This window comes from Xanthomonas sp. NCPPB 2933, from assembly GCF_056725225.1.
The window spans coordinates 4,748,188-4,773,703 of sequence record NZ_CM161518.1 but is presented as its reverse complement, the minus strand read 5'-3'; the positions used below and the strand labels follow the sequence as shown (position 1 = coordinate 4,773,703).

Annotated in this window: 22 protein-coding genes, 1 tRNA gene and 2 pseudogenes; 14 read left to right on the top strand and 11 right to left on the bottom strand. The window is 59.2% G+C overall.

Annotation, left to right across the window (positions count from 1 at the left end):
• Positions 1-142: 142 nt before the first annotated feature.
• Together AC1PLU_RS20160 and AC1PLU_RS20155 are read left to right on the top strand one after the other, a co-directional pair.
• Positions 143-218, top strand: a tRNA-Ile gene (locus AC1PLU_RS20160).
• Positions 219-395: 177 nt separating this feature from the next.
• The gene (locus AC1PLU_RS20155) at positions 396-1,586 is read left to right on the top strand and encodes a tyrosine-type recombinase/integrase (RefSeq protein WP_065048369.1); all 1,191 of its coding nucleotides are present in this window, start codon (positions 396-398) and stop codon (positions 1,584-1,586) included.
• A 25-nt stretch (positions 1,587-1,611) separates the two neighbouring features.
• Here the strand turns inward: AC1PLU_RS20155 and AC1PLU_RS20150 are convergent, their stop codons facing one another.
• From AC1PLU_RS20150 to AC1PLU_RS20130, 5 genes are all read right to left on the bottom strand, one after another.
• Entirely contained in the window at positions 1,612-1,821 is a 210-nt protein-coding gene (locus tag AC1PLU_RS20150; RefSeq protein ID WP_065048368.1) for a 5-methylcytosine restriction system specificity protein McrC, read from the bottom strand.
• 214 nt (positions 1,822-2,035) lie between these two features.
• On the bottom strand, positions 2,036-3,004 hold the full coding sequence (locus AC1PLU_RS20145) for an alpha/beta hydrolase (protein WP_184352000.1): 969 nt from the start codon (positions 3,002-3,004) through the stop codon (positions 2,036-2,038).
• Between the two features lie 676 nt (positions 3,005-3,680).
• Positions 3,681-6,347 (bottom strand): M1 family metallopeptidase, encoded by a 2,667-nt coding sequence (locus AC1PLU_RS20140; protein ID WP_481107072.1) that lies wholly within the window; start codon positions 6,345-6,347, stop codon positions 3,681-3,683.
• A gap of 485 nt (positions 6,348-6,832) precedes the next feature.
• Positions 6,833-8,227, bottom strand: coding sequence for a D-serine/D-alanine/glycine transporter (gene cycA / locus AC1PLU_RS20135; RefSeq protein ID WP_039518603.1), 1,395 nt, complete (start codon positions 8,225-8,227; stop codon positions 6,833-6,835).
• Positions 8,228-8,960: 733 nt separating this feature from the next.
• A complete protein-coding gene (locus AC1PLU_RS20130) occupies positions 8,961-9,356 on the bottom strand; it encodes an ArsR/SmtB family transcription factor (RefSeq protein ID WP_481107071.1) in 396 nt (131 codons plus the stop codon).
• A gap of 83 nt (positions 9,357-9,439) precedes the next feature.
• Between AC1PLU_RS20130 and AC1PLU_RS20125 the strand changes: the two genes are divergently transcribed.
• From AC1PLU_RS20125 to AC1PLU_RS20115, 3 genes and pseudogenes are all read left to right on the top strand, one after another.
• The gene (locus tag AC1PLU_RS20125; protein ID WP_039522454.1) at positions 9,440-10,186 is read left to right on the top strand and encodes a glucose 1-dehydrogenase; all 747 of its coding nucleotides are present in this window, start codon (positions 9,440-9,442) and stop codon (positions 10,184-10,186) included.
• 186 nt (positions 10,187-10,372) lie between these two features.
• Entirely contained in the window at positions 10,373-11,908 is a 1,536-nt protein-coding gene (locus AC1PLU_RS20120) for a S41 family peptidase (protein WP_481107070.1), read from the top strand.
• 195 nt (positions 11,909-12,103) lie between these two features.
• Positions 12,104-12,451: pseudogene (locus tag AC1PLU_RS20115) on the top strand (integrase core domain-containing protein); the annotation flags it as partial.
• Positions 12,452-12,908: 457 nt separating this feature from the next.
• Here the strand turns inward: AC1PLU_RS20115 and AC1PLU_RS20110 are convergent.
• Positions 12,909-14,032, bottom strand: a protein-coding gene (locus AC1PLU_RS20110; RefSeq protein ID WP_481107069.1) for an IS3 family transposase whose coding sequence is annotated in 2 segments (ribosomal slippage) — positions 12,909-13,771 and positions 13,771-14,032 — 1,125 coding nt in all. Because the reading frame shifts where the segments join, the coding sequence is not laid out codon by codon here.
• 79 nt (positions 14,033-14,111) lie between these two features.
• Positions 14,112-14,345 (bottom strand): annotated as a pseudogene (locus AC1PLU_RS20105) (methyl-accepting chemotaxis protein); the annotation flags it as partial.
• Between the two features lie 23 nt (positions 14,346-14,368).
• On the opposite strand from AC1PLU_RS20105, the gene AC1PLU_RS20100 reads away from it, so the two are divergent.
• Positions 14,369-15,280: a LysR family transcriptional regulator gene (locus AC1PLU_RS20100; protein ID WP_481107068.1), complete on the top strand. Its 912-nt coding sequence runs from the start codon at positions 14,369-14,371 to the stop codon at positions 15,278-15,280.
• Positions 15,281-15,471: 191 nt separating this feature from the next.
• On the opposite strand, the gene AC1PLU_RS20095 is transcribed toward AC1PLU_RS20100, so the two are convergent.
• Entirely contained in the window at positions 15,472-16,083 is a 612-nt protein-coding gene (locus AC1PLU_RS20095) for a TetR/AcrR family transcriptional regulator (RefSeq protein WP_481107067.1), read from the bottom strand.
• 296 nt (positions 16,084-16,379) lie between these two features.
• Here AC1PLU_RS20095 and AC1PLU_RS20090 point away from each other — a divergent pair, with 296 nt between their 5' ends.
• From AC1PLU_RS20090 to AC1PLU_RS20080, 3 genes are all read left to right on the top strand, one after another.
• The gene (locus AC1PLU_RS20090) at positions 16,380-17,516 is read left to right on the top strand and encodes an MFS transporter (RefSeq protein ID WP_430544177.1); all 1,137 of its coding nucleotides are present in this window, start codon (positions 16,380-16,382) and stop codon (positions 17,514-17,516) included.
• Between the two features lie 148 nt (positions 17,517-17,664).
• Complete coding sequence (locus tag AC1PLU_RS20085; protein ID WP_481107066.1) at positions 17,665-18,777, top strand: DJ-1/PfpI family protein; 1,113 nt, start codon at positions 17,665-17,667, stop codon at positions 18,775-18,777.
• 15 nt (positions 18,778-18,792) lie between these two features.
• Positions 18,793-19,806, top strand: a complete 1,014-nt coding sequence (locus tag AC1PLU_RS20080; RefSeq protein ID WP_481107065.1) for a GlxA family transcriptional regulator — start codon at positions 18,793-18,795, stop codon at positions 19,804-19,806.
• A 95-nt stretch (positions 19,807-19,901) separates the two neighbouring features.
• On the opposite strand, the gene AC1PLU_RS20075 is transcribed toward AC1PLU_RS20080, so the two are convergent.
• Complete coding sequence (locus tag AC1PLU_RS20075; protein ID WP_481107064.1) at positions 19,902-20,972, bottom strand: acyltransferase family protein; 1,071 nt, start codon at positions 20,970-20,972, stop codon at positions 19,902-19,904.
• Between the two features lie 272 nt (positions 20,973-21,244).
• Between AC1PLU_RS20075 and AC1PLU_RS20070 the strand changes: the two genes are divergently transcribed.
• Positions 21,245-21,457, top strand: coding sequence for a ParD-like family protein (locus AC1PLU_RS20070; RefSeq protein WP_023905360.1), 213 nt, complete (start codon positions 21,245-21,247; stop codon positions 21,455-21,457).
• Positions 21,454-22,230 (top strand): type I methionyl aminopeptidase, encoded by a 777-nt coding sequence (map, locus tag AC1PLU_RS20065; RefSeq protein ID WP_481107063.1) that lies wholly within the window; start codon positions 21,454-21,456, stop codon positions 22,228-22,230. The genes AC1PLU_RS20070 and map overlap by 4 nt, the downstream gene beginning before the upstream one ends.
• A gap of 55 nt (positions 22,231-22,285) precedes the next feature.
• On the opposite strand, the gene AC1PLU_RS20060 is transcribed toward map, so the two are convergent.
• Positions 22,286-22,819, bottom strand: coding sequence for a hypothetical protein (locus tag AC1PLU_RS20060; RefSeq protein WP_481107062.1), 534 nt, complete (start codon positions 22,817-22,819; stop codon positions 22,286-22,288).
• Between the two features lie 239 nt (positions 22,820-23,058).
• On the opposite strand from AC1PLU_RS20060, the gene AC1PLU_RS20055 reads away from it, so the two are divergent.
• Entirely contained in the window at positions 23,059-24,537 is a 1,479-nt protein-coding gene (locus tag AC1PLU_RS20055) for a SulP family inorganic anion transporter (RefSeq protein WP_481107061.1), read from the top strand.
• Here AC1PLU_RS20055 and AC1PLU_RS20050 read toward each other — a convergent pair.
• On the bottom strand, positions 24,490-24,735 hold the full coding sequence (locus tag AC1PLU_RS20050; RefSeq protein WP_481107060.1) for a hypothetical protein: 246 nt from the start codon (positions 24,733-24,735) through the stop codon (positions 24,490-24,492). The two genes, AC1PLU_RS20055 and AC1PLU_RS20050, sit on opposite strands and share 48 nt — an antisense overlap.
• 192 nt (positions 24,736-24,927) lie before the next feature.
• On the opposite strand from AC1PLU_RS20050, the gene AC1PLU_RS20045 reads away from it, so the two are divergent.
• Both AC1PLU_RS20045 and AC1PLU_RS20040 read left to right on the top strand, forming a co-directional pair.
• Positions 24,928-25,122: a hypothetical protein gene (locus tag AC1PLU_RS20045; RefSeq protein WP_481107059.1), complete on the top strand. Its 195-nt coding sequence runs from the start codon at positions 24,928-24,930 to the stop codon at positions 25,120-25,122.
• Positions 25,123-25,250: 128 nt separating this feature from the next.
• Complete coding sequence (locus tag AC1PLU_RS20040; RefSeq protein ID WP_268212892.1) at positions 25,251-25,481, top strand: DUF1653 domain-containing protein; 231 nt, start codon at positions 25,251-25,253, stop codon at positions 25,479-25,481.
• The last annotated feature ends 35 nt before the right edge of the window (positions 25,482-25,516 follow it).

Here is a 25,516-nt window from a genome sequence, read left to right as displayed (position 1 = left end):
GTCTGCATGCGCAAACACAGGTAGGTGCGGCCACTCGTCCCCATTGACACCTGATGCAGCAGACAGCGACGCGCGCGGACAGGTAAACTTTCGCGTCAGCTGGAAGGTCCGACATGCCCCGCATCTCGCCACCGACCCTGCCGGGCCTATAGCTCAACGGTTAGAGCAGAGGACTCATAATCCTTTGGTTCCAGGTTCGAATCCTGGTGGGCCCACCAAATTCAAGTTCAAGAACATCCGATGTAGTCCGGAAAGTTCAAGAAATTCCCTGAAAACCGTTGGTATTTGGTCTAGCAAGGTCCAGCTGTATCCAGTTGCATCCGTGTGTGAAGTGAGTCAGGCTGTGAGTCGTCCCAGTGCATTTTGCCTGCCCGACTCACAGCTACCTGACTCACATGCTTACAGATACAAAGCTTCGCGCGCTTAAACCTAGGGATGCTGCCTTTCGGGTAGCTGACTCAAATGGCTTGTGCATTGAGGTGCGTACCACTGGTGCAAAGGTTTGGCGATATCGCTACCGGTACGCAGGCAAGCCAAGCATGGTGACCATCGACGAGTACCCGGCGCTTTCACTGATGCAGGCTCGTGCAGAGCGCGACAAGTTACGCATGCTGCTAAAGGGTGGAGCCAACCCAGCGCATGTCGCTCGGATTGAGCGAGCCGTCCAAGCCGAGCGCGTGAACACCACATTCGGAACCATTGCGCTTGAGCTGTTGGCTAAGCGAGCGAAGGAAGGGCTAGGTCCAGGTTCGGTAAAGCGAGAACGCCGTCTGATCGAAAAGGATTTGGCTTTTATTGCTGACATGCCGATCACTGATGTCAGTGCTCCCATTCTTCTGGCTGCTCTAAGGAAGTTGGAACAGAGGGGCGTGGTGGAGACTGCCCACCGGGCACGGTCTCATGCAGGACGAGTTTTCCGGTATGCGATTGCGACGGGCAGGGCTCAGCGAAATCCTGCTGAAGACCTTGTAGGTGCATTGGAGCAGCCGCAAACCAAGCATTTCGCAAGCCTGACCGAGCCTGGGCGAATTGGCGAGCTTCTGCGCGCGCTGTGGGCCTACCAGGGCTCGCTTGTGACCTGCGCGGCCCTCAAGCTGGCCCCCATGCTTTTTGTGCGCCCTGGCGAACTGCGGCAGGCCAAGTGGACGGATATCGACTTGAAAGCCGGTGAGTGGCGCTACGTCACTAGCAAGACAAAGACCGCGCACGTCGTTCCTTTGTCCGCACAAGCAGTGGCAGTGCTTGAAGAACTATGGCCACTCACCAAGCGCAGCGACTACGTGTTTCCCGGCGTGCGCAGCGCCGATCGCCCCATGAGCGAGAACACGGTCAATGCCGCGCTCCGCAATTTGGGCTTCGATGGCGAAACCATTGTAGGTCACGGCTTTCGTGCGATGGCGCGGACCGTGCTGGATGAAGTTCTGGGGTTTCGCCCAGACTATATCGAGCACCAGCTCGCGCATGCCGTGCGTGATCCATTGGGGCGAGCCTACAACCGCACGGCGCACCTGCCAGAGCGCAAGAAGATGATGCAGGGGTGGGCCGACTATCTAGACAGTCTACGGACACAGGGGCAGACAAGCTGAGATAAGGCTGTGTCAGCCGTTTCTGTCAGGAAGTGCGTATCAGATCTGCTTGCTCGTACCGAGCCGCCTCGCCAATGCCCTGCCGGCTTATCACCATATCCCGGCGCAGCTGGAACCACTGTGCGTCGCCGTGGCGCACCAGATGGTGCCGCCTTACCTGAGTGCCCAGCACGAGATGCGCGGTAAGCTGCTTTTTGAAGTGCTTGGCGACATATGTCTCGAACAGCTTTTCCATCGGGAATGTCGACTCCCCGTAAAGTTAATCCAACCATAGCCAGAGCTCCTGGTCGACGGGGCGGTACGCACTATCAGAAAGGGTTTGGGATGGCGCGCCTACTCGGCAAAGTTCCCGCTGCATGCGCGAAGCGCACGATTGCCGTTTAGTACGGCTGTGTGGACATGCCGGCTTTGACTGCCTGCCAGTAGTAGCCATCGACAGCCCGGCCGACTCATAACCTGCGGTTACGAGCCCCCCGGCTCGGGAGTCCGACGATGTGTTGCAACACCGCGCGCAATGAAGCATGGAACACTGCCGCATGATGCAGGGCGGGGAACTCGCGGTAGCGCACTGCAAGACCTGGCAGCGTCGCCAGGCGCTTTGCCAGGTGCAATGCCGCGTCAGCTGGCGCGCCTTGAATTGCATTCAATAAGTCTGTGTGATCAGGACGTTCACGGCTACGCGGATCGATCTGGCCGGCTCGCTCTGCTCCACCGAGAAATATCCATATACGCGCGGGATAGTGCGACCCGCATGCAATGAAGTGCTCCTCGGGCGTGCCTAACAGTGCGCCTTGCCCCCACCATAGTGACGGGCTGGCAGTGGCGAAATCGGTGAACAGGCCGTCGCCAGCATACAACGCGTGCAACACAAACAGTCCGGCCAATGAATGTCCCCACAGCGCCTGCCTACTGCGATCCAACCGCACGTGGTGTGTGATCGCAGGCATTGCTTTCAGCAGCAGAGCATTGAGCAATGCTTGCGCACCGCCACCTACCAGCCCGTCTGGTGCATCGGGAGCTTTAAGAAACGGATGGTCGGCAGGCTGGAACGTATAATCGCGAGCGCGGGTAGGCAAATCGATCAGCAGGTCGTGGTCGGCATCGATAAACACCAGCACGGGCGGCGCCGGCAGCTGCGACAACCGGCACAGCAAGACGGTATCGAAGTGGGTAAGCGCCCGGTTACCGTCCAGCATCCACAGGGACGGAAAACCGCGTCTGGGTGGCTGCACACATGGACGTGCAATACGAATGCGCCAGCGACGCCCATTATCTTCATCAATCACTACGCTGTCGAAAAAACGATAGCAACGAGTCGGCGGCAAGCGCTTGCTCGTTGCCCGGATGCCAAGCCTCAGCCGGCCCGAGCTAAGCCTGTGTTGCTGCGGATTGATGCCGCGCCATGTTGTTGAGATCATTGGAGCATTGGGCAGGCGCGACCTAATAAAAAAACTGCGCTCGACAAATCTCGCCTGAATACTTCAAGTATTTTCTATATGAATTCATGATTTTTGTACCCGGCCTGTTGATTTTTAATAAAAGATTGTGCTGGCGATAAAGAGCTGCACTAAAAACAGCAATACACGCTATCGATATCCAGTTTTCGGACTGATTGTGCGTTGTCGCTAAGGTGGATTGCTCGTCATTTGCATTGAATAGATATTTTTTCTTCAGATGATTTTAACTGAATGTTAAGGGGGAAGTGTACGTGGCGGGTAAGTATGGAATGTCTCGCCGGAAGATCGCAACAGGTTATGACAGTAGCGCATTGTTGCTGCTTGCAAGTGCTGAGACAGAAGAGCTGGGTATCTAGATCAGGAGAAATGTTTAAGATCTTCCATTTTTGTGTTTAAAATGCGTTTAACCCGTGAGTCAGCACGGATCTAGACGCTTGTTTTTCCTCACCACATAGCCGATCGCTCTAGTAGCTCTTCAACACACCCGTAGCACACTGATTGCCTGGCTATCCTTAAGTAAACAAATAGGGTGAAGCGCTGGATCGCTCTTTCGTCCATCAACCAGCCTCAGCCCCACTCGACGTGGACTGAGGACATGGGGACGCGTAGCAACAGAAAGATGCGTCTGTAAATGCACTCACTCCTTACGCCCTCTCAACCAAGCTTCAATTTCCGGGACCCGTCGCTCTCGCAGCGTGGCGCGCGTTTGAATGGCGGCGATGGCTTTTTCTGCATTGCTGCGTGCGTCTGGCTCAAGATAGTGGTCTGCGTACACCTTGACCTTGTCGGCGGTCTGCCGGTTGGCCGAGGTGGCAACCAGGCGCGGGTAGAAGCCGCTGCGGGAGGTGGCACCGATCAGTGTGTCTACTTGTTCGCGATGCGCGACCGCGAAGTCAAACGCCAGGTCCGGGTGCTGGCGTGCCACCTGCGAAATCATGCGCATGCCGATGTTGCCGCCAGGCTCGCTGGTCATGCCTAGGTCAAGTGCACGTTGTGCCAGCGCAGCATCTTGCGTATTCGCAAGCAGTACGTAGTACTGCGTACGCAGCGTGTTGCTGGTCTGCGCCTTGGCCAGAACGTGTAGACGATCCCATGTGGCGGCGTCGGCATGGCGGGACACGATGTCCAGCACGCTCTTACGCAGATCAGGCGGCAATGCATCGGGATCGGATTCAAACGCGACAAAGCGGCGCCGCGCTTCTGCGACGATGGCAGGCTCGCCCATGGCGCCCAGCGCGCTGAGCAATTGCGCGCGCGCGACCTTCACCTGGCTGCGCTCGTTGACGCGGCTGTCCCAGCCCAGGTTGCCAAAAGCTGGCGTCAACCGCGACGCCGCATAGCTACGCCATGCGGCCTGCTCTTTGGGCGCGCCATCGAATACCGTGTCGATTCCGTCGAACAGCTCGGCCACCACCTGCCACACGTCTGGCGGTGCCGTGGCTGCCACGCTGGTGGTGAGATCGAGCAGGTCGGCCTCCGGTTGCAGGGCGTTGGTGGCCAGCGCATTGGTGTCCATCAGTGCGCCCATCTGGTCCACGACCGGCAATGTGGAGAAACCTGTGCGCAGCACCTTGAAATCAGCGGGCGCATAAAGCGCGCGGAAGTAGCCGTTTTGCCCGGCATTGACCACAACAGGCCCACCGCACCCAGGCAATTGTAGTTGCGCGGTGCCGTCCACCAGCACCCGCGTGAGCGTGCCACTGGCACCGCGTACAGCCACCGGTACGCGCCAGCGCAGCGGCGTCTTGTTCGGGCGATCCAGCGTGTACTCGCCCTGCTCCAGATCAACCGTGGTGCTGCCCACAGTGCAGGTGGTGCGCACCTTGATCAAGGGCACGCCCGGTTGCAGGGTGAAGTCGTGCGCCACCTGAGTGAATTGCTTGCCTGGCGCTACGGCATCGAATTGCTGCCAGAGGTCATCGGTGGTGGTGTTGCCGTAGCGATGCTGGCGGATGTAGCGCCGGACACCATCGCGCCATTGCTCGGCACCAAGGTAATCTTCAAGCATCGCAATGATCGCTTCACCCTTGTTGTAGGTGATCTGGTCGAACGCCTGATCGGCTTGCTCCACCGTGGTCACGTGCTGCACCACCGGGTGAGTGGTGGCAGATGCGTCGCCCTGCATAGCACTGCGGCTGCGCAGAGCTGGAAGCATGTTGTTGCTGTCCCACTCCGGGTGCAGCTTCTGCGTCGTACGCGCTCCCATCCAGTTGGCAAAGCCCTCGTTGAGCCACAGGTCATCCCACCATGCCATGGTGACTAGGTTGCCAAACCACTGATGCGCGATTTCATGCGCGGCCACGCCGAAGGCACGTTGCTTGTCGTCAATGCCAGCCACTGCCGGATCCAGCAGCAGATAAGCTTCGGCACTGAGAATGGCGCCCCAGTTCTCCATAGCTGCGTTGTAGCGTGCCGGTGCGGCAATGTTGTCCAGCTTTGGCAACGGGTAAGGTTCGCCGAAATAGGCATTGTATTCATGCAGAATGTTGCGCGACGACTCCAGCGCAAACTTTGCCTGATCCAGCTTGCCGGCCTGAGCCACCACGCTGATCTCGGTGCCATTCTCAGCCGTCACTGTGGCGCGCTCGAAGTCGCCAACACCCAGGAACAGCAGATACGTGGACATGGCGGGTGTGCGCTGGAACACCACGCGCTTCAACCCGTCGGGCATCGCGGTAGAGGTAGCCACCGGCAGGTTACTGACCGCCATCTGAGTAGCCGGTACATTAACCGCCAGATCAAATGTAGCCTTGAAGTTGGGCTCGTCCCAGGAGGGAACGAAGTTGCGCGCATTGGCTGCCTCGAACTGGGTGAGCAACGCGCGCCGTGGGCCCTGCGGCGTCGTGTAATCAGCAGCAAATAGTCCGTTGGATTGCGTGTTGATCACCCCGCGATAGGCGATGGATAGGACGTATTTACCCGGCGCCAGCGGCTTTCTAAAGGTGAAGCTGGCAGTCTGTTCCTCCTCATCGGCGGTGACCTTGGCTGGCTGCGGCGTGTCACGCTTGCGCTGGGTGAGCGTGGCGTTGACAAAGGTGAGCTTGGCCGCATGTAGCGTGATGCTGTCAGTGGGTTGCAGCACGACGACGTCAATGGTCACCTTGCCATCAAAGGTGAGTGCATCGGCATGCGGCGTTATCTCTACCGCGTAATGCGTGGGCTTAGCGGTGCGGGGTAACTGGGTCGTAACTGTGCTCACCGGCGAGCTTGATCTGCGTTGGGCAGCAGCATCCCCTTGAGCCGAGGAAGGCAGGGAAGTACTGATCAAAGTCAACGTGATGGCAGCTTGCAGGATGTGTCGCACAGTGATTGCCTCGGAGAGGTAGACGCGATGTTCGGCTTATACCTAAAGTTATAAAAAAACATTAGTAAATTATTGCAGGGTGCGAAATACTCTACACGGAAGCGTAGTTCAGGCCCGCAAGACGCCCGAACTGCTGAATGGCTGGACGCCATCGATCCGCAGGACTTAATGATTCATCCTCAATAAGTCTGATTAGTCCTATTTGACATGGCTGTGCTTGCAATAAATCGAAAGCCATTGTTCCTTTGTGTGGGGAAAGTGCCGGAAAATTAATTTTCCTTATGACGCTGAGGGAGTCACTAGGTCGCCGAATGCCATAGCATTCAAGACATACATTGGGAATTTAACGAGAAAATAAAAGCTCCGCGCTTGTTAAGCGCGGAGCCACTAAAGGCATTTTATGCAAATGCGGCTTCTGCAAACCCAATGAGTGCAATTTCTGGTAATCGGCAGGCGTGCTCTCTCCTTGGCATGAATACTTGCGTTTATTGATGGATCGATAATTTCTTTTCGCTTGCGCTGCGCGACTTGGCTAGATAACTGACGGCCAGTATCAGGAACCACATCGGGCTGGCCAACAGCGCCTGGCGTGTGTCGGTCTGTAAGGTCAGCAAGACAATGACAAAGGCGAAGAACGCGAGGCATACGTAGCACATCAGCACACCGCCGGGCATCTTGAAAGCTGACCCTGCGTGCAGCTCCGGGCGCTTGCGCCTATAGGCGATGTAAGCGCACAGAATCAACGACCACACGAACATGAAGAGCACCGCCGACAATGTCGTGACCAGAGTAAAGGCGGTGACTAGGTTGGGGATTAGGTACACCAGCATCGCGCCCAACAACAAGCAAACGCAGGAGAACAGCAAGCCGCGTGCTGGCACTGCTGCACGAGAGAGCTTCGCAAATCCCTTTGGTGCATTTTGCTCTTCGGCAAGGCCGTAAAGCATGCGACTGGTCGAAAAGAGACCGCTGTTAGCCGACGAGGTGGCCGAGGTGAGCACTACGAAATTAATCAGACTTGCCGCCGCTGGTATTCCGGCAAGTACGAACAGCTCCACGAACGGACTTTTGCCGGCCACTACCTGCCGCCATGGCGTCACGGCCATGATGGCGATCAGGGCAAGCACATAGAAAATCAGGATGCGCACAGGAATTGAATTGATCGCTTTAGGCAGGTTGCGATGCGGGTCGGCGGTTTCTGCAGCAGTGGTGCCGACCAGCTCGATGCCGACAAAGGCGAACACTGCGATCTGGAATCCAGCGAAGAACCCGCCAATTCCCATTGGGAACATGCCGCCGTCATTCCACAGATTGGACAGCGATGCCAGGTTGCCGGAAGGCGAACGGAACCCCCACATCACCAGCCCCGCGCCAGTAATGATCAATACGCAGATGGCGATAATCTTGATTAGTGCGAACCAGAACTCTAGCTCGCCGAAGAGCTTCACTGTCACCAGGTTCAACGCAAGCAAGAGTAATACACACATCACCGCTGGAATCCACGGCGCTAGGCCCGGAAACCAGAACTGTGCGTAGGCAGCGATCGCGATGACATCCGCAATGGCGGTGATGATCCAGCAGAACCAATAGGTCCATCCACAGAAGAAGCCCGCCCATGGGCCAAGCAAATCTGTGGAAAAGTCGATGAACGACTTATATTCGAGGTTGGACAACAGTAGCTCGCCCATGGCACGCATAACGAAGAACAGCATCGCGCCGATGATCAGGTAGACGAACAGGATTGAAGGGCCAGCCAAGCTGATCGTCTTGCCCGAACCCATAAACAAGCCGGTGCCGATTGCCCCGCCAATGGCGATTAGCTGCAAGTGGCGGTTGGAAAGACTGCGCTGTAGATGATCGGGCGCGGATGGGTCAGACATGGGGAGCGGACCGGCGACTAATGAGCTGGCTAACGTACATCTTCGTTGATCATATTGTTGCCTAGTAACGCAAATTGAGACCGCGAAGCGAATGTTTGAAGATTTTTGGAAGCGCAATAAAATTTAGAATCGTCACTGCTACACGAGAGCTTCGTAAAAAAGTACGTGAATGCATATGGGATAATGATTGACTAATGATTTGGCATGCGACTTTTACTAGCGAGCTCGATTCGTCTTAAGCAGTTATCGCCTGGCGTTGAAATAATGGCCTCGGCTAGAACGTGCCGACCAGGAAGCCCACGTTTGAGATGAATTTCGTTCGGCACACTGAATAACCTTCTTATGCCGGTGCTGTCCTGCGTGGCAGAGTGGGCCGAGCCGCAGTCACAGACCTGCGTCCGGAGCGATGGCGCGATGCATGCCAATCTTGTCCGCAACGAGCGCGACGAACGCTCGCACTTGAAGTGGACACATCTATGTTTATCGGGGTTAGGGAGCGTTTAAAAGACTGCGCCCGCCGTGTTGTTGTTCAATGCTTGATATCAGTTGCAGCTGCTCACTGAAGCGCTGCAGATCGCTAGCTTCTCCGGGGCTGGTGAGGCCGCGTGTAGGAGTGAGACTGATAGTGAATGCATGAACTGGCTAGGCTGATATCGCTCCGCTCCAGGATGCGTACAAGCCGCCGCTTGCGGTCGCTGACCGGCGGCTGGTTCACCCATCGCAGGATCTTGACCTACGATTTCAAGTTAGGCGCGCCATCTGCGTTGTCCGATGCATAGGCGTTGATGATCGCTGCTACCAGCCCTGGGAAGCGGGCGTTGATTTCTGGAAATCTCGAATGGTTCCGCATCTCAACACCGTGACGCTCGCTGCGGATCAGTCCAGCCTCGCGCAAGATCTTGAAATGATTCGACAGCGATGATTTCGGAATCACGCGATCGCCCAGCTCGGCGACAGAAGCACACGCCTCGACATGGCCGGCAGTGAGGATCTTGGCAAGGATCGCCGCACGGTTGGGGTCCGACAGCGCATGGAGAATCGCGGCGGGTCGGACGTCTTCGATAGAAGGATGAAGTAACGGTCTCATGGTGATTTTCTGCAACGCTTGACCTCGGTGACCATAGTTCATAATATCCGAACTATGGGACTAGGGTGCGCGTTCTGCAGCTCTGGTCAATGTCGATGTCAAAAGTAGCAATCGAGGATAGCAACATGAAGAAGCTGGCAGGTAGGGTGGCAGTGGTGACGGGGTCCTCAAAGGGGATCGGCGCAGGCATCGCAAAGGCGTTGGCGGCAGAAGGCGCATCAGTAGTGGTCAACTACGCGTCGAGCAAGGCGGGAGCAGATGCCGTGGTTGACGCTATCTCCGCAGCAGGCGGCAAGGCGCTTGCAGTCCGGGCGGACATCTCCATCGCCGTCGAAGCACAGGCACTTATTGAATCTGCGGTGACGCAGTTCGGGCGTCTCGACATCCTGGTAAACAACACCGGGGTCTGGGATGTGGGAGCGGTAGAGCACGTCACAGAGGATCAGTACCGTCGCCTGTTCGATGTCAATGTTTTGGGCATGATCATGACCACACAGGCGGCCATCAAGCATCTTCGAAACGAAGGTAGCATCGTCAACATCTCCTCTTCGATCACCACCTTGCGATCGCCAGGTACATCGCTGTACACCGCTAGCAAGGCAGCCGTTAACGCAATTTCTGGCGTATTAGCCAAGGAACTTGCCCCCCGCAAGATCCGCGTCAACGTCGTCAGCCCAGGATTTGTAATCACCGAAGGAACGACAACTGCCGGCATCGTCGGTTCGGAAATGGCAAGTGGCATCGTGGCGCAGACGCCCCTTGGACGTGCAGGCCAGCCGGAAGACATCGCAAGCGTGGTGACGTTCCTTGCATCTGACGATGCCCGATTCGTGACCGGTGAAGAGATCCTGGTCACCGGAGGATTACGCTGACTAATGCCTTCATGCAGCTGGCCTGACCCGGCCGGCTGCAAAAGGCGCGAGACTTTCCTCAATAAGCATGCGGAAATCTTGTGGCGTGTCTACTTGCGGACAGGCGGACACCCCTCGGACGTCCGCGGACACCGTGCAGTCAGTAGGGATAACATCTGTCGCGGAAGAGCTTGGCATGGATCCTGCTTGACCTACCTGATCTATCAAGGCTCTCATCTAATGGCATCCGTTCCAAAGCACCGCCCGTCTTCGAGCCGCGTACTCCCTGCCTTCTGCGCCGCGTTGGTGCTCTGGTCCGAGATGCTTTCCCCTGCTAGCGCGCAACAGGCCCCACAGTCGAGCACTACTTATCAGGGATGGGCTGCCATGGCGGACAAAGATGTCGACTTCTCGCTGCAGTGGTTTCGGGACCAATCCATCATGGCCGTGTACCCAGATCCTTCAGGGTTTGAGGCCACTCTGTCGAAAGCCCGCAAACAAGCCGATGCGGACCTACAGCAGGTCAAGAATTTTGAGGGCTATCGACAAACGATGGCTCACCTTTTTTCAACGTTCAACGATGCGCATGCTTACGTCTCTATTGAGCTGACACCTGTGTTCTACCAATGGCCGGGCTTTCTCGCGGTCTATCAGGGACGCCGTTTCCTTGTTGCTGGATCGGAAGGTGCAATAGCCAACGGAGCTGAGATCACGGAATGCGACGGACTGCCTATGGCCGAATGGTCAAAGCGCGTGGCGCCCTACCAAAACATGATTCCAGGCCTGGAGTCCACGCATGCACGTGTGGCACTGAACCTCTTTCGGGATTCAGCGAGTCCCTTCATAGCCAGGCCCCGCAGCTGCATCGTCGACGGCCGCAGCGTTGATTTGCAGTGGCATATCATCCCCACCACCGAGCTCGCGAAAATCCGGTCACAGTTGGTCCCTCAGCTGGGAAGAAGCGTCACTGTCGAACCGTTCGGTAACGACGGCGCATGGGTGCGGCTCGGAAATTTCTCTCCACGAGACCGGAAGGAGTCAGATCAGTTTGAGGCGCTCTACAAGGTGGCCCCGTCACTGCGTGATAAGTCAATCATTGTGCTTGATGTCCGCGGAAACACTGGCGGGCCTTACGAATGGTTTATGGGTGTATTGCGTGCGCTCTATGGCAGAGAGTCTGCAAATTACTATGCCCGTGAACGATTGAAGATTTCTGCTGTCCTCCGAGTCAGCAAGGAGCATCAGCGCGACGCAGCAGCACCACAGGGACAAGCCGACCCCAGCGCCCCGGCAGAGGGGCCGAAAGACGGCACACCCTATGACGCCGACAACAGCCTATACGCCGCCGCAGTGGCACGGGGAGAGACAGTAATCAAAGAGCCGGTGAACGCTAACAAGGTTCCGAAGCCCAGACGCATACCCGCCAACCCTGTCAGGGCAAAGGTCTTCGTCCTGACTGACTACGACTGCGGAAGTGCGTGTATTGCGTTTGTAGATGAGCTGAAGAACTTCCCTGGGGTCAAACAGGTTGGCCTTGAAACGTTTGTTGATACGCGGACAGGTTCTCCAGTCGAAGCTGACCTACCCAGCAGTAACGGCGTTATTGCGGTCCCCTATGTGACACGTGACGGCCGACAGCGCAACGACAACGTGCCTCAGCAGCCTGAGATCGAGTACAAAGGAAATATCGCTGACACCGCGTCTGTAAAGGCTTGGATCGAAAAGATAGCTCGCGAGCAATGAAGTCCGTACTGGGGAGAATGCAGCGGCTAGCGAGCAACGCCGCTGGCATCGATGTAAGCTAATACACCCACCCAAATACGCTGTTCTATCGGGGAGCGCACGCTTGGATTAATTTCCCCATAGACCCAGCCGCTACAACAGGTCGAAGCCAAGCGGATGAGGAAATTAGTCGGTTTAACTATTGATCGCTAATCTAAAATCGCAGCCTGGCGCGGCTATCCCGTCAAACTTCGCTTGGACAATGGCCCGGAGTTTGTCGCATTAGCTTTGGCCGAGTGGGCCGAGCGCAAAGGCATCGCATTAGATTTCATTGAGCCGGGACGGCCGATGCAAAACGATTTCATCGAACGCTTCAACGGCAGCTACAGGCGCGGCGTGCTGGACATGCATTTCTTGCGCACGCTGAGCGAGGTCCACGAACAGACCAAACACTGACTGGCCGACTACAACCAACAGATACCGCACGACAGCCTGGGCGGGCTAACGCCCGCCGAGCTCCGTGATCAACATCAACCGCAGACCTCTAGTTTTAGCTGGCATTGAATTACGAGGAGTCGACACGTTGACCATGCCTGCAGCGAACGCTAGGACGGTCGTTCCCCCCTCAAACATGCAGCAGCAGATGCAATCCCATGCACTGCTCTCGCTCGTTCAAGGCTCCCATCTTGTCATCGCGAGCCCATCGTTACGACAGAGGTGGCAAGTAACATGTCGTGCTTTAGGCCAGCAGGCATCAACGAGAGGCCCGGTTACCCGGGCCCTCTTGATAACGTGGCTTAGAACTCCTGCCAGTTAGCACCATCCATGGATGCAACAGCTGCCAGCGGCTTTGGTGCCGCAGCTAGGCGAGTTGGTGCCTTGAATTGTGTAGGTGCCTTGGCGTGGATAACGCTCGGCTTCGGTGCGGTCACCGCGGAGGGGCGCATGTTGCGTGTGCTTGCTCCATCGATCTTGAACACCGCAACGGCCTCCGTGAGCTGGACGTGACCTCCTCCCCGCGTTAGGCCCTCGCAGAACTGGAAAATTCGGCTTTGAGTGGGGAAGTGAATCGGGCGGCGAACTCGGCCGGCGGGACATCGCCGATCGATGAGTGCGTCCGGAAATGATTGTAATCGACCCTCCAGTTTTCGATCTTCTCACGGGCGTCGTCGAGCGACAGGAACCAGTGCGTGTTGAGGCACTCATCCCGGAAGCTGCCATTGAACGACTCGATAAAGGGGTTGTCGGTCGGTTTGCCGGGCCGGGAATAATCCATGGTCACCGCGTTGTCGTAGGCCCAGCGATCCATCACCATCGAGACGAACTCGCTGCCATTGTCGGTCTGGAGGCGCTGCGGTAGCTTGCGTTCGTGTCGCAGTCGTTCCATCACGGCCACCACGTCTTCGCCCTTGAGTTGCTGACCCACTTCGATGGCCAGACTTTCCTTGGTGAAGTTGTCCACAACGGTCAAGGCCCGGAAGCGACGTCCGTCGAATAACGCATCAGCCACGAAATCCATGCTCCACACTTGATTAGGACCCGTCAGCACCGTGCGCTCCAGGCGGTGGGCCGCCGCCTTGCGGCGGCGAGGTCGTTTGCGCCGCAGGTTGAGGCCAGCTTGGCAGTACAGTCGATACACACGCTTGTGGTTGGCCTTCCAGCCTTCCCGGCGCAGCAACACGAAGATCCGCCAGAAACCATAGCGAACCCGCACCGCAGCGATCTCTTCGATCCGTCGAAGTAGTGGTGCATCATCATTGTCCCGAGGTTGGTAATACCACGCCGAACGGCTCTGCTTGACGACCCCGCAAGCGCGGCGAACCCCGACGCGATACCGGTCGACCAGACGGCCCACGAGCGTCTTGCGCTGCGTGGGCCTCAGAACTTTTTTGACAGCACGTCCTGCAACATCACCTTGTCCAGGCTCAGATCGGCCACTAGCTGCTTGAGCTTGCGGTTCTCATCCTCAAGCTGGCGTAGCCGGCGCAGTTCGGCCACACCGAGCCCGCCAAACTTCTTGCGCCACGCATAGAACGTGGCCTGGCTGATGCCCATCTTGCGGCAGATCTCCTCGACCGTCGTGCCGGTCTCGGACTGCTTCAGGGCGAACGCGATCTGCTCTTCGGTGAACTTCGACTTCTTCATGGCGACGGGCCTCCTTGGGCCTGAGTGTCGCCGAATTTTCTAGGTCTAGCTGGTCTAAGTTATAGGGAGGAGGTCAGACGGCCTGCTCTTCCATCGAGCGTGCGGCGGCAGTGGCTTCTTCCACGAGGGCCGCGTTCTGCTGGGTGGTTTCATCCATCTGCGTCACGGTGATGTTGACCTGCTCGATGCCGGCCGACTGTTCCTGCGAGGCTGCGGAGATCTCACCCATGATGTCAGTGACGCGCTGCACGCTGGAGACGATCTCGGCCATCGTTGTGCCCGCCGTATGCACGAGGGCGGAGCCATTGGGGACACCAATTTTCCAAAGGACTTCCGATGCTTCCTGTCGAGACACTCAACGGGCTGGTCACCTTCGTCACCGCGGCACGTTCCAGGACGTTCACCGAGGCGGCCGAGTCCCTGGGGATCTCGCGCTCGGCGGTAGGCAAAGCGATCGCCCGCCTGGAGGCACGGCTGCGCGTGCGCCTGTTCCACCGCACCACGCGACGCATCGCGCTCACTGCTGATGGTGAATCCTATTTCGCGACATGCGCTGCTGCGTTGGAAGAGATCGCCGGCGCAGAAGCCAGCCTGGCCTCTCAGTCGTCACTACCCACCGGCCGGCTGCGTGTGGACATGCCGTCGTCCTTCGGCCGCCACGTCATGTTGCCGATCCTGCTTCGCATCGGCGCAGCGCACCCCGATCTCCACTACACGCTCTCCTTCAACGACCATCTGATCGACCCGGCCCAGGAAGGCATCGACCTGACGATTCGGTTTGGCGGACTTGAGAGTTCGGGTGGCCTGGTTGCGCGCAAACTGGGACGCCAGCGGCTGGTGTTATGTGCATCACCCGCGTATCTCGCTGCACACGGAACGCCTCGCACGATCAAGGAGCTGCAGGCGCATCGCAGCATCGTCGGCTTCCGCAACGGCCAGCCTGTCGGCTGGAGGTTTGGCGATGAGGTGACCGCCGGCGATTTTTTTGTGCCCCAGGGAACGCACCAGTTGAATGACGGGGACGCTGTCATCGATGCTGCGCTCGCAGGTCTGGGCATCTGCCAAATGCCGATCTCGCTGGTGCGCCCGCACGTCCAGTCGGGCAGGCTGCAGCTCGTCCTGGAAGAGTGCACGGCCCATTGCATCGAAATCTTCGCGCTCTGGCCGCGCACGCGCCACTTGCGCCCGAAGGTGCGCTACGTGGTGGACGAGTTGGTGCGGCTTTCCGCTATCGGCACTTTCGACTAAAAAGTCACGCAATGCGCGCTGCCGCTACCATCGATACCTGTAACCAGGTCCGGCGGCTTGAGTCATTCACTGCGAAAGTTGACCTTGAGAGCCAGGCGCAGCGAGGCAAGCGGGCTCTCAAATGAATCTAGCTCTGTCATCCCGCGCGAACGCCATCCCGGCGTTATGCGGCGCACGGGTTGAAGTGCTGCCTAGTGGGTCTGGGCGTCCCAGAACCCCATGAGCTGCGTAATGGCAGCATCCATCGCCTTGAAGCTCATGCCGTCCCTGGCGAGTGTGGATAGCCCAAGCAGGAAGCTGTCGAACACGCATGTGAGTGCAGCGGGGTCGGCATCCGGCCCGAGTTCTCCGTTGACGATGGCGCGTTCCACGCAGGCGCGGATGCCGGCGCGTGTGCGGGCACGCGAGCGCGTCAGGGGGGTGCAGAGCGCAGAGAGTTCCGGTGATGGTGCACTCATCACTCCCAACGTGACCATGCAGCCCTTTGGGTGGCCGCGCTCGCATTGCATCTTGGCTGAGCGGCGCAGTGCAAGCTCCACCGCCTGCTTTGGACCGAGCGAGGTGTCCCACAAGCAGTGGGTCACCTTCGCGTAGCTCGCCAGGTAGCGTTCCATGCATTCCTTGAAGAGTGCCTCCTTGGAGCCGAACGCTGCGTAGAAGCTGGGCGCGGTGATGCCGCCGCCAATCGCCGCCTTGAGTTGGCTCAACGAGGTGGATTCGTAGCCCTGTTCCCAGAACAGGTGAAGCGCCTGCTCAACCGCGGTGTCGCGGTCGAAGCTGCGTGGCCTTCCCATCTGTGCCATTGCACTCTCCGATACCTACATACAGACTAGTCGATACATATATCGTTGACAACATGGCCGCTTCGTAATATACATACCGAACGATACATATATTTTGCTTTCGATAGCAGGCACGGACAGGCTGTTCGGTAGATGGCCTGTTTCTTTTTGACTTATATATGTACCGATCGATACGGATCGGCGGGATCTGACCCGAAACTTATCTCAACCAAGGACAGCATGTGATCTCCCCAAACACATCAACGGCCAGTGCGATCCCCGCGCCGTTACCCATCGCCGCCCTGTTGGCGCTGGCGATGACCGGTTTCATCTGCATCGTGACCGAAACCCTTCCTGCAGGATTGTTGCCGCATATGTCCGCAGGCCTTGGCATTACTCCCGCCCTGGCTGGGCAGACGGTGACCGCTTATGCGTTGGGTTCGGTGGTGGCTGCAATCCCGCTGACTATCGCGACCCAGCAGTGGAGGCGACGTAACGTGCTGCTGCTCACCATTGTCGGCTTCCTGGTGTTCAACTCCATCACTGCACTCTCAACCAACTACAGCCTGACCTTGGTGGCGCGTTTGTTTGCTGGCGCAGCCGCAGGCCTGGCTTGGAGCCTGCTGGCCGGTTACGCCCGGCGCATGGTGCAGCCGGAACAGCAGGGCAGGGCCATGGCGATTGCGATGGTGGGCACACCGATTGCGCTCTCCCTGGGCGTGCCGCTGGGCACCTGGATGGGCGGCATGCTGGGCTGGCGGAGCGCATTTGCCGCGATGTCGGTGCTGACGGTCGTGCTGATCGTCTGGGTGCTGGTAAAGGTGCCCGATTATCCCGGCCAATCGGCAGCGCAGCGTGTGCCGCTGCGCAAGGTGCTTGGCACTCCTGGCGTGCGTCCCGTGCTCGCCACCGTGATGGCGTGGATGTTGGCCCATAACATCCTCTACACCTATGTGGCGCCATTTGCCGCACACGCGGGGCTGGGCCATCGTGTGGACGTGCTGCTGTTGGTCTTCGGCGCAGCCGCACTAGTTGGTATCGGCGTGGCAGCAAAGCTGGTGGAGCATCATTTGCGTCGCACCGTATTGATCTCGCTGGCGACGTTCTTCGCACTCTCTGTGGTGCTGGCGCTACTGCAGGACATGCAGCCCGTCGTTTACGGGTGTGTGGCGGTGTGGGGTCTGACATTCGGTGGAGCGGCGACGCTGCTGCAGACTGCACTTGCCGATAGCGCAGGAGAAGGGGCCGATGTTGCGCTGTCGCTCAATGTCGTTGCCTGGAACAGTGTCATCGCCGGTGGTGGTGTGGTCGGCGGCGTGCTGCTGGACCAATGGGGCGCGCAGACCTTTCCGGCGGCCATGGCCTTGTTGCTGGCGGTTGGATTTTGCATTGCATGGCGCGCTCGAAGTCACGGGTTTGCTGCGGGCACACGCGCGCCAGTCGTCGGCCATTAGCCTGTTAGCCGTGGCAGTAAATGACGGGTCAGCGACATTGCCGACAGCAGGTTGTGGCCGAAGAATCAGCGGATATCTCCTCTGCGGCATCGCCATGGCCCCCCTGATGTTTCAACGCGTTATCCGTCGCGCTGCCTGGGCTGCGTGCATGATCCTTGCCGGGTGTGCCGAGCCGGCGGCGCGGTCTGCACTGCCTGCGCGCGGCGCCCCGGATATCGCTGCAACGGCACAGGCGACGTTGCCGCCCTACCGTGCTCGCACGGCACGTGCCCGCCCGGTGATTGCGGTGGTGGCAAACAATGCCGGTGTGGAAGTCAGTGACTTTCTGGTGCCCTTCGCGATTCTCTCGCGTGCCGGCACCATGGACGTCGTCGCTGTCACCCTCGATGAGGGGCCACTGGCAACTTTCACCGACCTTGGCAGCCCCGGCTTCAAGATCGCGACAGACACAACCGTGGCCCAGTTCGATGCCGCGCAGCCCGAAGGCGCCGACTACGTCATCGTGGCCGCTCAGGCTTCCGAACCGCGACTGCTTGCATGGTTGAAACAGCAATCTGCGCACGGCGCGACCATCGTCACCATCTGCAACGGGGCACTCATCGCCGCACAGATGGGCGTGTTCGATGGTCGCCGCGCCACGGCGCATTGGTCGACCAGCGCCAGCCGCGCCGAGACGTTTCCCGCCATCCGCTGGACGCCGAATCGGCGTTATGTCGCGGACGGAACGTGGATCTCTACCGCGGGCGTGAGCGCCGCGATTCCGGCATCGATCGCGTTGGTTGAGGCCATCAGCGGGCAGGCGAAGGCGCAGGAACTGGCATCGACACTCGGTGCGAAGGATTGGTCGCCGCAGCACGACACTGATGCATTCCGTCCCCGCCTTGGCACAACCGCGTGGCCGCTGGCACAGGTGCTGTATACCAACCGATGGCTGCACAGTGGCGAGCAGATCGATGTGCTGGGCGCACCCGGGATGGATGAGGCGACACTTGCGCTGACCGTGGATGCGTACTCCACCACTGGGAGAAGCCGCGCGTCCGTCATCTCTACCACTGGCGCATCCTTTGTCACGCGGCATGGACTTGTCATCGTGCCCGACCGACAGCGCGAGCGGGGCAGCACAGTCCCACTCGTCGCCCCGGCCGACCCGATGCCGGTGCCAGCTTTGAATGGTGCGCTCGATGGCATCATGCAACGCTATGGTCGAGCAACTGCCAAGGGCGTTGCGCTGGCATTTGAATATCCCGACTATCCGCGCTGAACGCGCAAGGCCTCCATGTCCGACTCATCTCCTTCGCGTCACGTTGTGCTGCTTGCGCACGAAGACATGAATGTCCTTGACCTCACCGGGCCAGTGCAGGCACTGCACACCGCAAATCAATGCGCGCCCCTGGCTGGGGGCAGTTCGCGCTACCAGATCACCGTCGCGTCCGAGAGCGGTGGCCTGGTGACGACCAGCTCCGGTCTGCAGGTGATGTCGGTGGCGATTGCCTCGCTGGACGATTTCGCCATCGATACGCTGATGGCGCCAGGTGGATGCCGCGGCGCGGTTTACGCCGTCTCGCCTGGATTGGTTGAGTGGGTGGCCGCGCGCGGCGCCAGCGTTCGCAGGCTTTGCTCGATCTGCACCGGTGCGTTTTTGCTTGCCGCCGCAGGGCACCTGGATGGTCGACGCGCAGCGACCCATTGGGGTTGGGCGGACCGGCTCTCCAACCTGCACCCCGACATACGTGTGGATGCCGACAAGATCTTCGTGCGCGATGGACATGTGTGGTCATCGGCCGGCGTCACGGCAGGCATCGACCTGACGCTTGCGCTGATCGAGGACGATCATGGCCACCGGCTTGCGATCGATGTGGCACGTCAGCTGGTGGTGTTCGTCAAGCGCTCGGGTGGGCAGTCGCAGTTCAGCGCACCGTTGTCGGCGCAGACCAGCGCGGGCGGCGATTTTGCGGAACTGCACGGGTGGATGGCCGCCAACCTGCATGAGGATCTGCGGGTGGAAACGCTTGCCGGCCGCATGAAGATGTCGCCGCGCACGTTCGCACGCGTCTACCGCAGCACATGCGGTGTCACCCCAGCCAAGGCGGTGGAAACGCTACGCGTGGAAGCGGCGCGCCGCCTGCTGGAATCCGGAAACGCGCCGATCAAGCGCATTGCGGCGCTGACCGGTTTATCGGACGAACAGACACTGCGTCGCACCTTCCTGCGTGTCTTGGGCGTAGCCCCGGGCGACTACCGGGATCGCTTCCAGGGCACCGCAGCGGACGAGCGTTTCGCCATCGCCTGATGCATTCATCGTTGCGAGTACGCGATGCGAGAACGTCGGGAAGAGCCTCGGCCACGACGCTCCCAACGCACGGCTACTTCAAACAAAGCGGTAGGTTATTTGATGGTATCGGTCGCTTCGGTACGCGCAGGAGCCACAAACGGACGCGATTCGAAAAGCCTGGTTCCAATGCGTCGCAACAGCGTGTTACCGGGCAGCTCGATGACGCGATACATCAGCCATGCCAGCAAGAAAACCACCAAGGTGATCAGCGCGGCCATGGCCGGGGTATGCGCGTGGTCGCCCAGTAATTTCATGGCGACATAGATCACCGGAATGTTCAGCAGATACATCGAAAAGCTGAATTCGCCACACATCATGATGGGCCGGTGGCCGAACAGCAGCTTGCTCAGCGGTGTATCGAAGGAGAACATGAAAACGAAGATGCCCGAAAACAACGCACCTTCCAGATAGTTGTAGAACTCGCGCTTGCTGCCGAATTCCACCGGCAGGATGCGTGCGATGACCAGGCCGATAACGATCAGCGTCAGGCCTTGCAGCAACGCAAGCGTGCGCATGCCCTTGTCGGACCAGGCTTGATTGCGGAACAACCCGAACAGCACGCCCGAGAAGAAGTACTGCATCTTGGAGCCGACAAAGGTGCCGGGTAGTTGGTCGCGGTAGGAGATCAGCAGAAAAATCGCGGTCAGCACGATTGCAAGCACGGAGGCGTTGCCTTGGTTTCTGAATTTCCACAGTGCGAACCACAGGCCCACGAAGACCGCGTAGAACTGCACCTCTGGCGGAATGCTCCACAGCGCGGACACGTTGCCGGAGAACAGCAGGTGACGCAGCAGGTTCTGATGGGTGATCGCGTAGACGAACGATGGATCGATCAGGTTGTAGATCAGATAGGAGCCGATCACGACAAACAGATAGGCCGGAGCGATCCGCGAAAAACGCGAGATGCCGTAGCGCACCACGGAAGAGTAGTCGAATTGCTTGTGGCCGTAGAGAAAGGCCATCAGGAATCCGCTCAGGGTGAAGAACACCATGACGCCCACTTCGCCCGGATACAGATGGCTACGCGAGAAGAATCCGTCTTCCGCAAGATGCGAATAGACCACCAGCAGGGCGGCCAGTCCGCGAATTCCGGTGAGCGCATCAATGCGCTGTGCGGAGCTCATCAATCTTTCCTGCTGATCGGGAGTTGCGGAAAACAGGGGTTTGCGTGGGGCATGGATGGTTTGTCTTTGGCGGCCGGGGAACCTTCCCGTGTGAGTGCGCCTATGTGACAAATTGGTTGCATCCAACTGTTGGCGTTATGAATGCCGATTCAGTTGCGTGAAAGAAAAGTCGGTGGGGCGATCGGTCGCGCATTTCATCTTCGAGAGAACTGAAATTGTGCGGCAATATATGTTTCGTATATGATTCGTATATCGTTACTTTCGGAGTAGTCATGGGCATCGTCAACATCGACGACGAGCTTCACGATCAGTTGCGCCGCGCGTGCACGGTGACCAGCCGCTCGATCAATGCGCAGGCCAATTTCTGGATCAAGGTCGGCATGTTGTGCGAGATGAATCCGGAGGCGTCGTTTCAGCAGATCGTGGCGCAGGAGCTGCGTGCGGCGGGGGTGCGGCCGCAGGCCTTGAAGCCAGCACGGGCATGATCAAGTCGCCGGACGAAGTTGCCTTGATGGCTGCCTCCGGTCAGCTGCTGGCGCAGGTGTTTCATGCGCTGGATCAGCTGCCGCTCGAAGGCCGCAGCACGCTGGAACTCAACGACTTTGTCGAGCGGATGATTGTCGATGAGTTGGATGCGCGACCGGCCAGCAAGGGCCAGTACGATTTTCCATTCGTGCTCAACGCCTCGATCGACGATGTGGTCTGCCACGGTGTGCCATCGGCCGATGATGTGCTGCGCAATGGACAGATCGTCAACCTGGATATCACGCTGGAGAAAAACGGGTTCATTGCCGATTCCAGCACCACGTACCTTGTTGGCGAGGTGGCGTACCCGGCGCGTCGGTTGGTGCAAACGACGTATCAGGCGATGTGGAAAGGGATCGCGGCGGTGCGCCCTGGTGCGCGATTAGGCGACATCGGCCATGCAATTGCGCGGCATGCGCGCGAGCACGGCTATAGCGTGGTGAAGGAATATTGCGGGCACGGCATCGGGCGTGAGATGCATGAAGACCCGCAGATTCTGCATTACGGCCACGCCGGCACCGGGATGGAGCTGCAGGAAGGCATGGTGTTCACCATCGAGCCGATGATCAATCAGGGCAGGGCGGCGATTCGCGCCGAGCCGGATCAATGGCCGGTGCATACGCGCGACGGCAAGTTGTCGGCGCAGTTCGAGCACACCGTGGCGGTGACGCGTACCGGCGTGCGTGTGCTGACGCTGCGGCCTGGGGAAAAACCGTTGTGTGTGATCGATTGATGTCTGGCTTGGCGACTGCAGGGGCAGCAGGCGGGTCTGTGTCTTTTGCGAAGCGTTAGGTGAGCGATTTGCGTTTTCGCGGAATGAGTGGAGTCGTGTTGGTGCTCAATAGCCTCTGTACCGCCGCTTCCACATTGCCGAATCGGCTGCGTTGTAAAAGATAGACGAGTGCGAGAAGTCCAAGGAACATCAATGCAGCGCCCGGTTTGATCGCCAGCGCTGGAACAAGAATAACGGCGATCATGTACAGCACGGCCCAGTTGCAGAAGCCGGTAATGACGATTTCACGTCGCCTGCGGTCGATCGCGATGTGCCCTCGCATCACCAGCGGGTACACAGGACCGACGAACACCAGAAACGTTTCACGAAATGCGTAGGCATGCTCGGACAGCGGATGGAACCTGAGGTCTGGCCAGCGCGTTTGCTCAACCGCGTTTTCGACTTGCGCTAATGAAAAACAGGCCAGCTGGGCGCTGGTCACCGGAATCCGCCGTTTGAACACGGGCAGTCCCCATCTGAAATACAGCCGGTTCCAGGCGATCTGCAGAACGCCTTCGATCACTAACAGCACGAGCAACAGCTTGAACATCGGGCATCCATTGTCGAGTGTTGAATCGACTGTAGCAACTCGGCATGCGGGCTGCGCGGCCCGTCTTGTTCTGCAGTGCTTCAACGCGTTAGCATCGACATTCGTCTACAGCGATCTCCTCCGACACCATGACGCCACCCTGATCTGACGCATCACGCGCTCGCAGTCTCTGCGAAGGTCCAGGTGTTCGACGTTCATGTATTCGCGCCGTGTGTTTGCCGGTGCGCGGAGTCGTTTCAATGTCCAGATTTTTCTCGTTGCGCCAGCAATGGTTCGGCAATGTGCGTGGCGATGTGCTCGCCGGCATCGTGGTTGCACTTGCCCTGATCCCCGAGGCGATCGCGTTTTCGATCATTGCCGGTGTCGACCCCAAGGTGGGGCTCTACGCTGCGTTCTGTATTGCGGTGGTGACCTCCATCGCCGGTGGCCGCCCTGGCATGATTTCCGCAGCGACCGGTGCGATGGCGCTGTTGATGGTGGAGTTGGTCAAGGATCACGGGGTGCAGTATCTGTTGGCGGCTACCGTCCTGGCGGGTGCGCTGCAGCTGATCGCGGCGGCGTTTCGGCTTGGCGCATTGATGCGCTTTGTGTCGCGATCGGTGATCACCGGCTTCGTCAATGCGTTGGCAATCCTGATCTTTCTTGCGCAGTTGCCGGAGCTGATCGGCATGCCATGGCCGGTCTATGCGGTGTGTGCAGCGGGCTTGGCCATCATCTATCTGCTTCCGCGCCTCACCACGGCGATTCCCTCGCCGCTGGTTGCCATCGTGGTGCTCACCGTGGCATGTGCGTACTGGCAGATCGATATCCGCAGCGTGGGCGATATGGGCCGTCTGCCAGACAGTTTGCCGGTGTTTCTGTTGCCGGATGTGCCGCTGAGCTGGGAGACCTTGCGCATCCTGCTGCCGGTGTCGACGACGCTGGCGGTGGTGGGATTGCTGGAGTCGTTGATGACCGCGCAGATCGTCGAAGACATGACCGATACGCCCTCGCAACGCAACCGCGAATGTGCCGGCCAGGGGCTGGCGAACATGCTTGCCGGCTGCTTCGGCGGCATGGCCGGTTGCGCGATGATCGGGCAATCGGTGATCAACGTGCGCTCCGGTGGGCGTGGGCGCCTGTCGTGCATGGTGGCCGGCGTGGTGCTGTTGCTGCTGGTGGTCTACGGCGCCAACTGGGTGCGGCAGATTCCGATGGCGGCGCTGGTGGCGGTGATGATCATGGTCAGCATCGGCACCTTCAGCTGGGAATCGCTAAGCGATCTGCGCACGCACCCCAAAAGTTCGTCGGTGGTGATGCTCGGCACCGTCGTGGTCACGGTCTGGACGCACGACCTGGCCAAAGGCGTGTTTGCGGGGGTGTTGCTGTCGGCGCTGTTCTTCGCGCGCAAGGTCGGGCGCATGTTGCAGGTGCAGGAGATCGATCGCGACGACGGTGTGCGGGTCTATGCCGTGCGCGGGCAGGTGTTCTTTGCCTCGGCCGCACAGTTCGCCGCCAGCTTCGATATATTGCGCACGCCGCCCAGGGTGCTGATCGACCTCACCCACGCGCACTTCTGGGATATCAGCGCGGTGGCAGCGCTGGATCGGGTGGTGCTCAAGCTGCGCGCGCACGGCGCGGCCGTCGAGGTCGTCGGCTTGAATCAGGCCAGCGACACGCTGATCGAGCGTTTAGGAACCCACCGGCACGCTGGCGCGCGCTTGCGGGTGGGTCACTGAGGTCTGTCGCTCGTGCGCGGCGATGGCGGCGCCCGGCGCAGTTGTAGCAGACGCATGCTCGCCGAGCAGCGCGCTGAGGCGGCGGTGGCACTCCCGGAAGGCAAGCGCAGAGGCCGGCATGTCGCAGGCGTCGAACGTTTGCGCCTCGGCCTTCCAGGATGCGAGCAGGTCGTGCAGATCGTGGATCAGGCTCGGCATGGTGTTTCCTTTGTAGGCGTGATGGTAGCTACGGACGGAAGCGCGGGCCGGATGCAGTGCCGGCGAGACGGCCTCATGCGTCACCGGATGACGTGGCTGCGACGAGCGGTCCGGCCGGTGCGCAGGACACACGTGCGCGTCACATGGCCGGGAGGAGGGTGGCTTTGCGGTCTTTCGCCGCTGGAGCTGATCATGAGCAGTTACGAAAACGGCGTAGACGACCCGACCACACCGCCTAACGGCGTCAAGGCACCCGGCAAGGATCATGCAGCGATCCAGGACGGGCCGGCGCAGGACAGCGAGATCGACGACGATGCCATCGAAGACGAAGTGGATGCCGAGGTGGATCTGGACGATGACGACAAAGACGAAGAGGATGAGCAGTAGCCGCTCTGAATAAACATGAGCACCGGTGCGCTGCTGAGGTCACGAAGATGCCGCGCGCCTTGCGGCATCTTCTGGTTGTGGTCGCGCTGGCTGCTTAAACTGGATGGCCCTCGATCACGTTGACGTCCATGGATCATTTGCCGCCACTGCCTTCCATTGCGCTCGGGCAGTACCGCCACTTCAAGGGTGGCCGTTACGAGGTGCTGGGTGTCGTGCGCAGCAGCGAAACGCTTGAGCCGCTGGTGCTCTACCGCCCGTTGGACAGCGACATCGGCATGTGGGTGCGGCCCTATGCGATATTTGTCGAGCAGGTTGAAGTGAAGGGGATTGAACGCCCGCGGTTTGAGTTTGTGGAGTAGCGGTTGCCTGCAACTCACTACGCTACGAGCCGATC

Coding starts and splice junctions, on each gene's coding strand:
- AC1PLU_RS20080 (WP_481107065.1), top strand. CDS start 18,793: ATGTCCGACTCATCTCCTTCGCGTCACGTTGTGCTGCTTGCGCACGAA.
- AC1PLU_RS20100 (WP_481107068.1), top strand. CDS start 14,369: ATGCTTCCTGTCGAGACACTCAACGGGCTGGTCACCTTCGTCACCGCG.
- AC1PLU_RS20045 (WP_481107059.1), top strand. CDS start 24,928: ATGAGCAGTTACGAAAACGGCGTAGACGACCCGACCACACCGCCTAAC.
- AC1PLU_RS20085 (WP_481107066.1), top strand. CDS start 17,665: ATGATCCTTGCCGGGTGTGCCGAGCCGGCGGCGCGGTCTGCACTGCCT.
- AC1PLU_RS20125 (WP_039522454.1), top strand. CDS start 9,440: ATGAAGAAGCTGGCAGGTAGGGTGGCAGTGGTGACGGGGTCCTCAAAG.
- AC1PLU_RS20090 (WP_430544177.1), top strand. CDS start 16,380: ATGACCGGTTTCATCTGCATCGTGACCGAAACCCTTCCTGCAGGATTG.
- AC1PLU_RS20050 (WP_481107060.1), bottom strand. CDS start 24,735: ATGCCGAGCCTGATCCACGATCTGCACGACCTGCTCGCATCCTGGAAG.
- AC1PLU_RS20055 (WP_481107061.1), top strand. CDS start 23,059: ATGTCCAGATTTTTCTCGTTGCGCCAGCAATGGTTCGGCAATGTGCGT.
- AC1PLU_RS20130 (WP_481107071.1), bottom strand. CDS start 9,356: ATGAACTATGGTCACCGAGGTCAAGCGTTGCAGAAAATCACCATGAGA.
- AC1PLU_RS20155 (WP_065048369.1), top strand. CDS start 396: ATGCTTACAGATACAAAGCTTCGCGCGCTTAAACCTAGGGATGCTGCC.
- AC1PLU_RS20075 (WP_481107064.1), bottom strand. CDS start 20,972: ATGAGCTCCGCACAGCGCATTGATGCGCTCACCGGAATTCGCGGACTG.
- cycA (WP_039518603.1), bottom strand. CDS start 8,227: ATGTCTGACCCATCCGCGCCCGATCATCTACAGCGCAGTCTTTCCAAC.
- AC1PLU_RS20060 (WP_481107062.1), bottom strand. CDS start 22,819: ATGTTCAAGCTGTTGCTCGTGCTGTTAGTGATCGAAGGCGTTCTGCAG.
- AC1PLU_RS20150 (WP_065048368.1), bottom strand. CDS start 1,821: ATGGAAAAGCTGTTCGAGACATATGTCGCCAAGCACTTCAAAAAGCAG.
- AC1PLU_RS20095 (WP_481107067.1), bottom strand. CDS start 16,083: ATGGCACAGATGGGAAGGCCACGCAGCTTCGACCGCGACACCGCGGTT.
- AC1PLU_RS20070 (WP_023905360.1), top strand. CDS start 21,245: ATGGGCATCGTCAACATCGACGACGAGCTTCACGATCAGTTGCGCCGC.
- AC1PLU_RS20040 (WP_268212892.1), top strand. CDS start 25,251: ATGGATCATTTGCCGCCACTGCCTTCCATTGCGCTCGGGCAGTACCGC.
- AC1PLU_RS20145 (WP_184352000.1), bottom strand. CDS start 3,004: ATGATCTCAACAACATGGCGCGGCATCAATCCGCAGCAACACAGGCTT.
- map (WP_481107063.1), top strand. CDS start 21,454: ATGATCAAGTCGCCGGACGAAGTTGCCTTGATGGCTGCCTCCGGTCAG.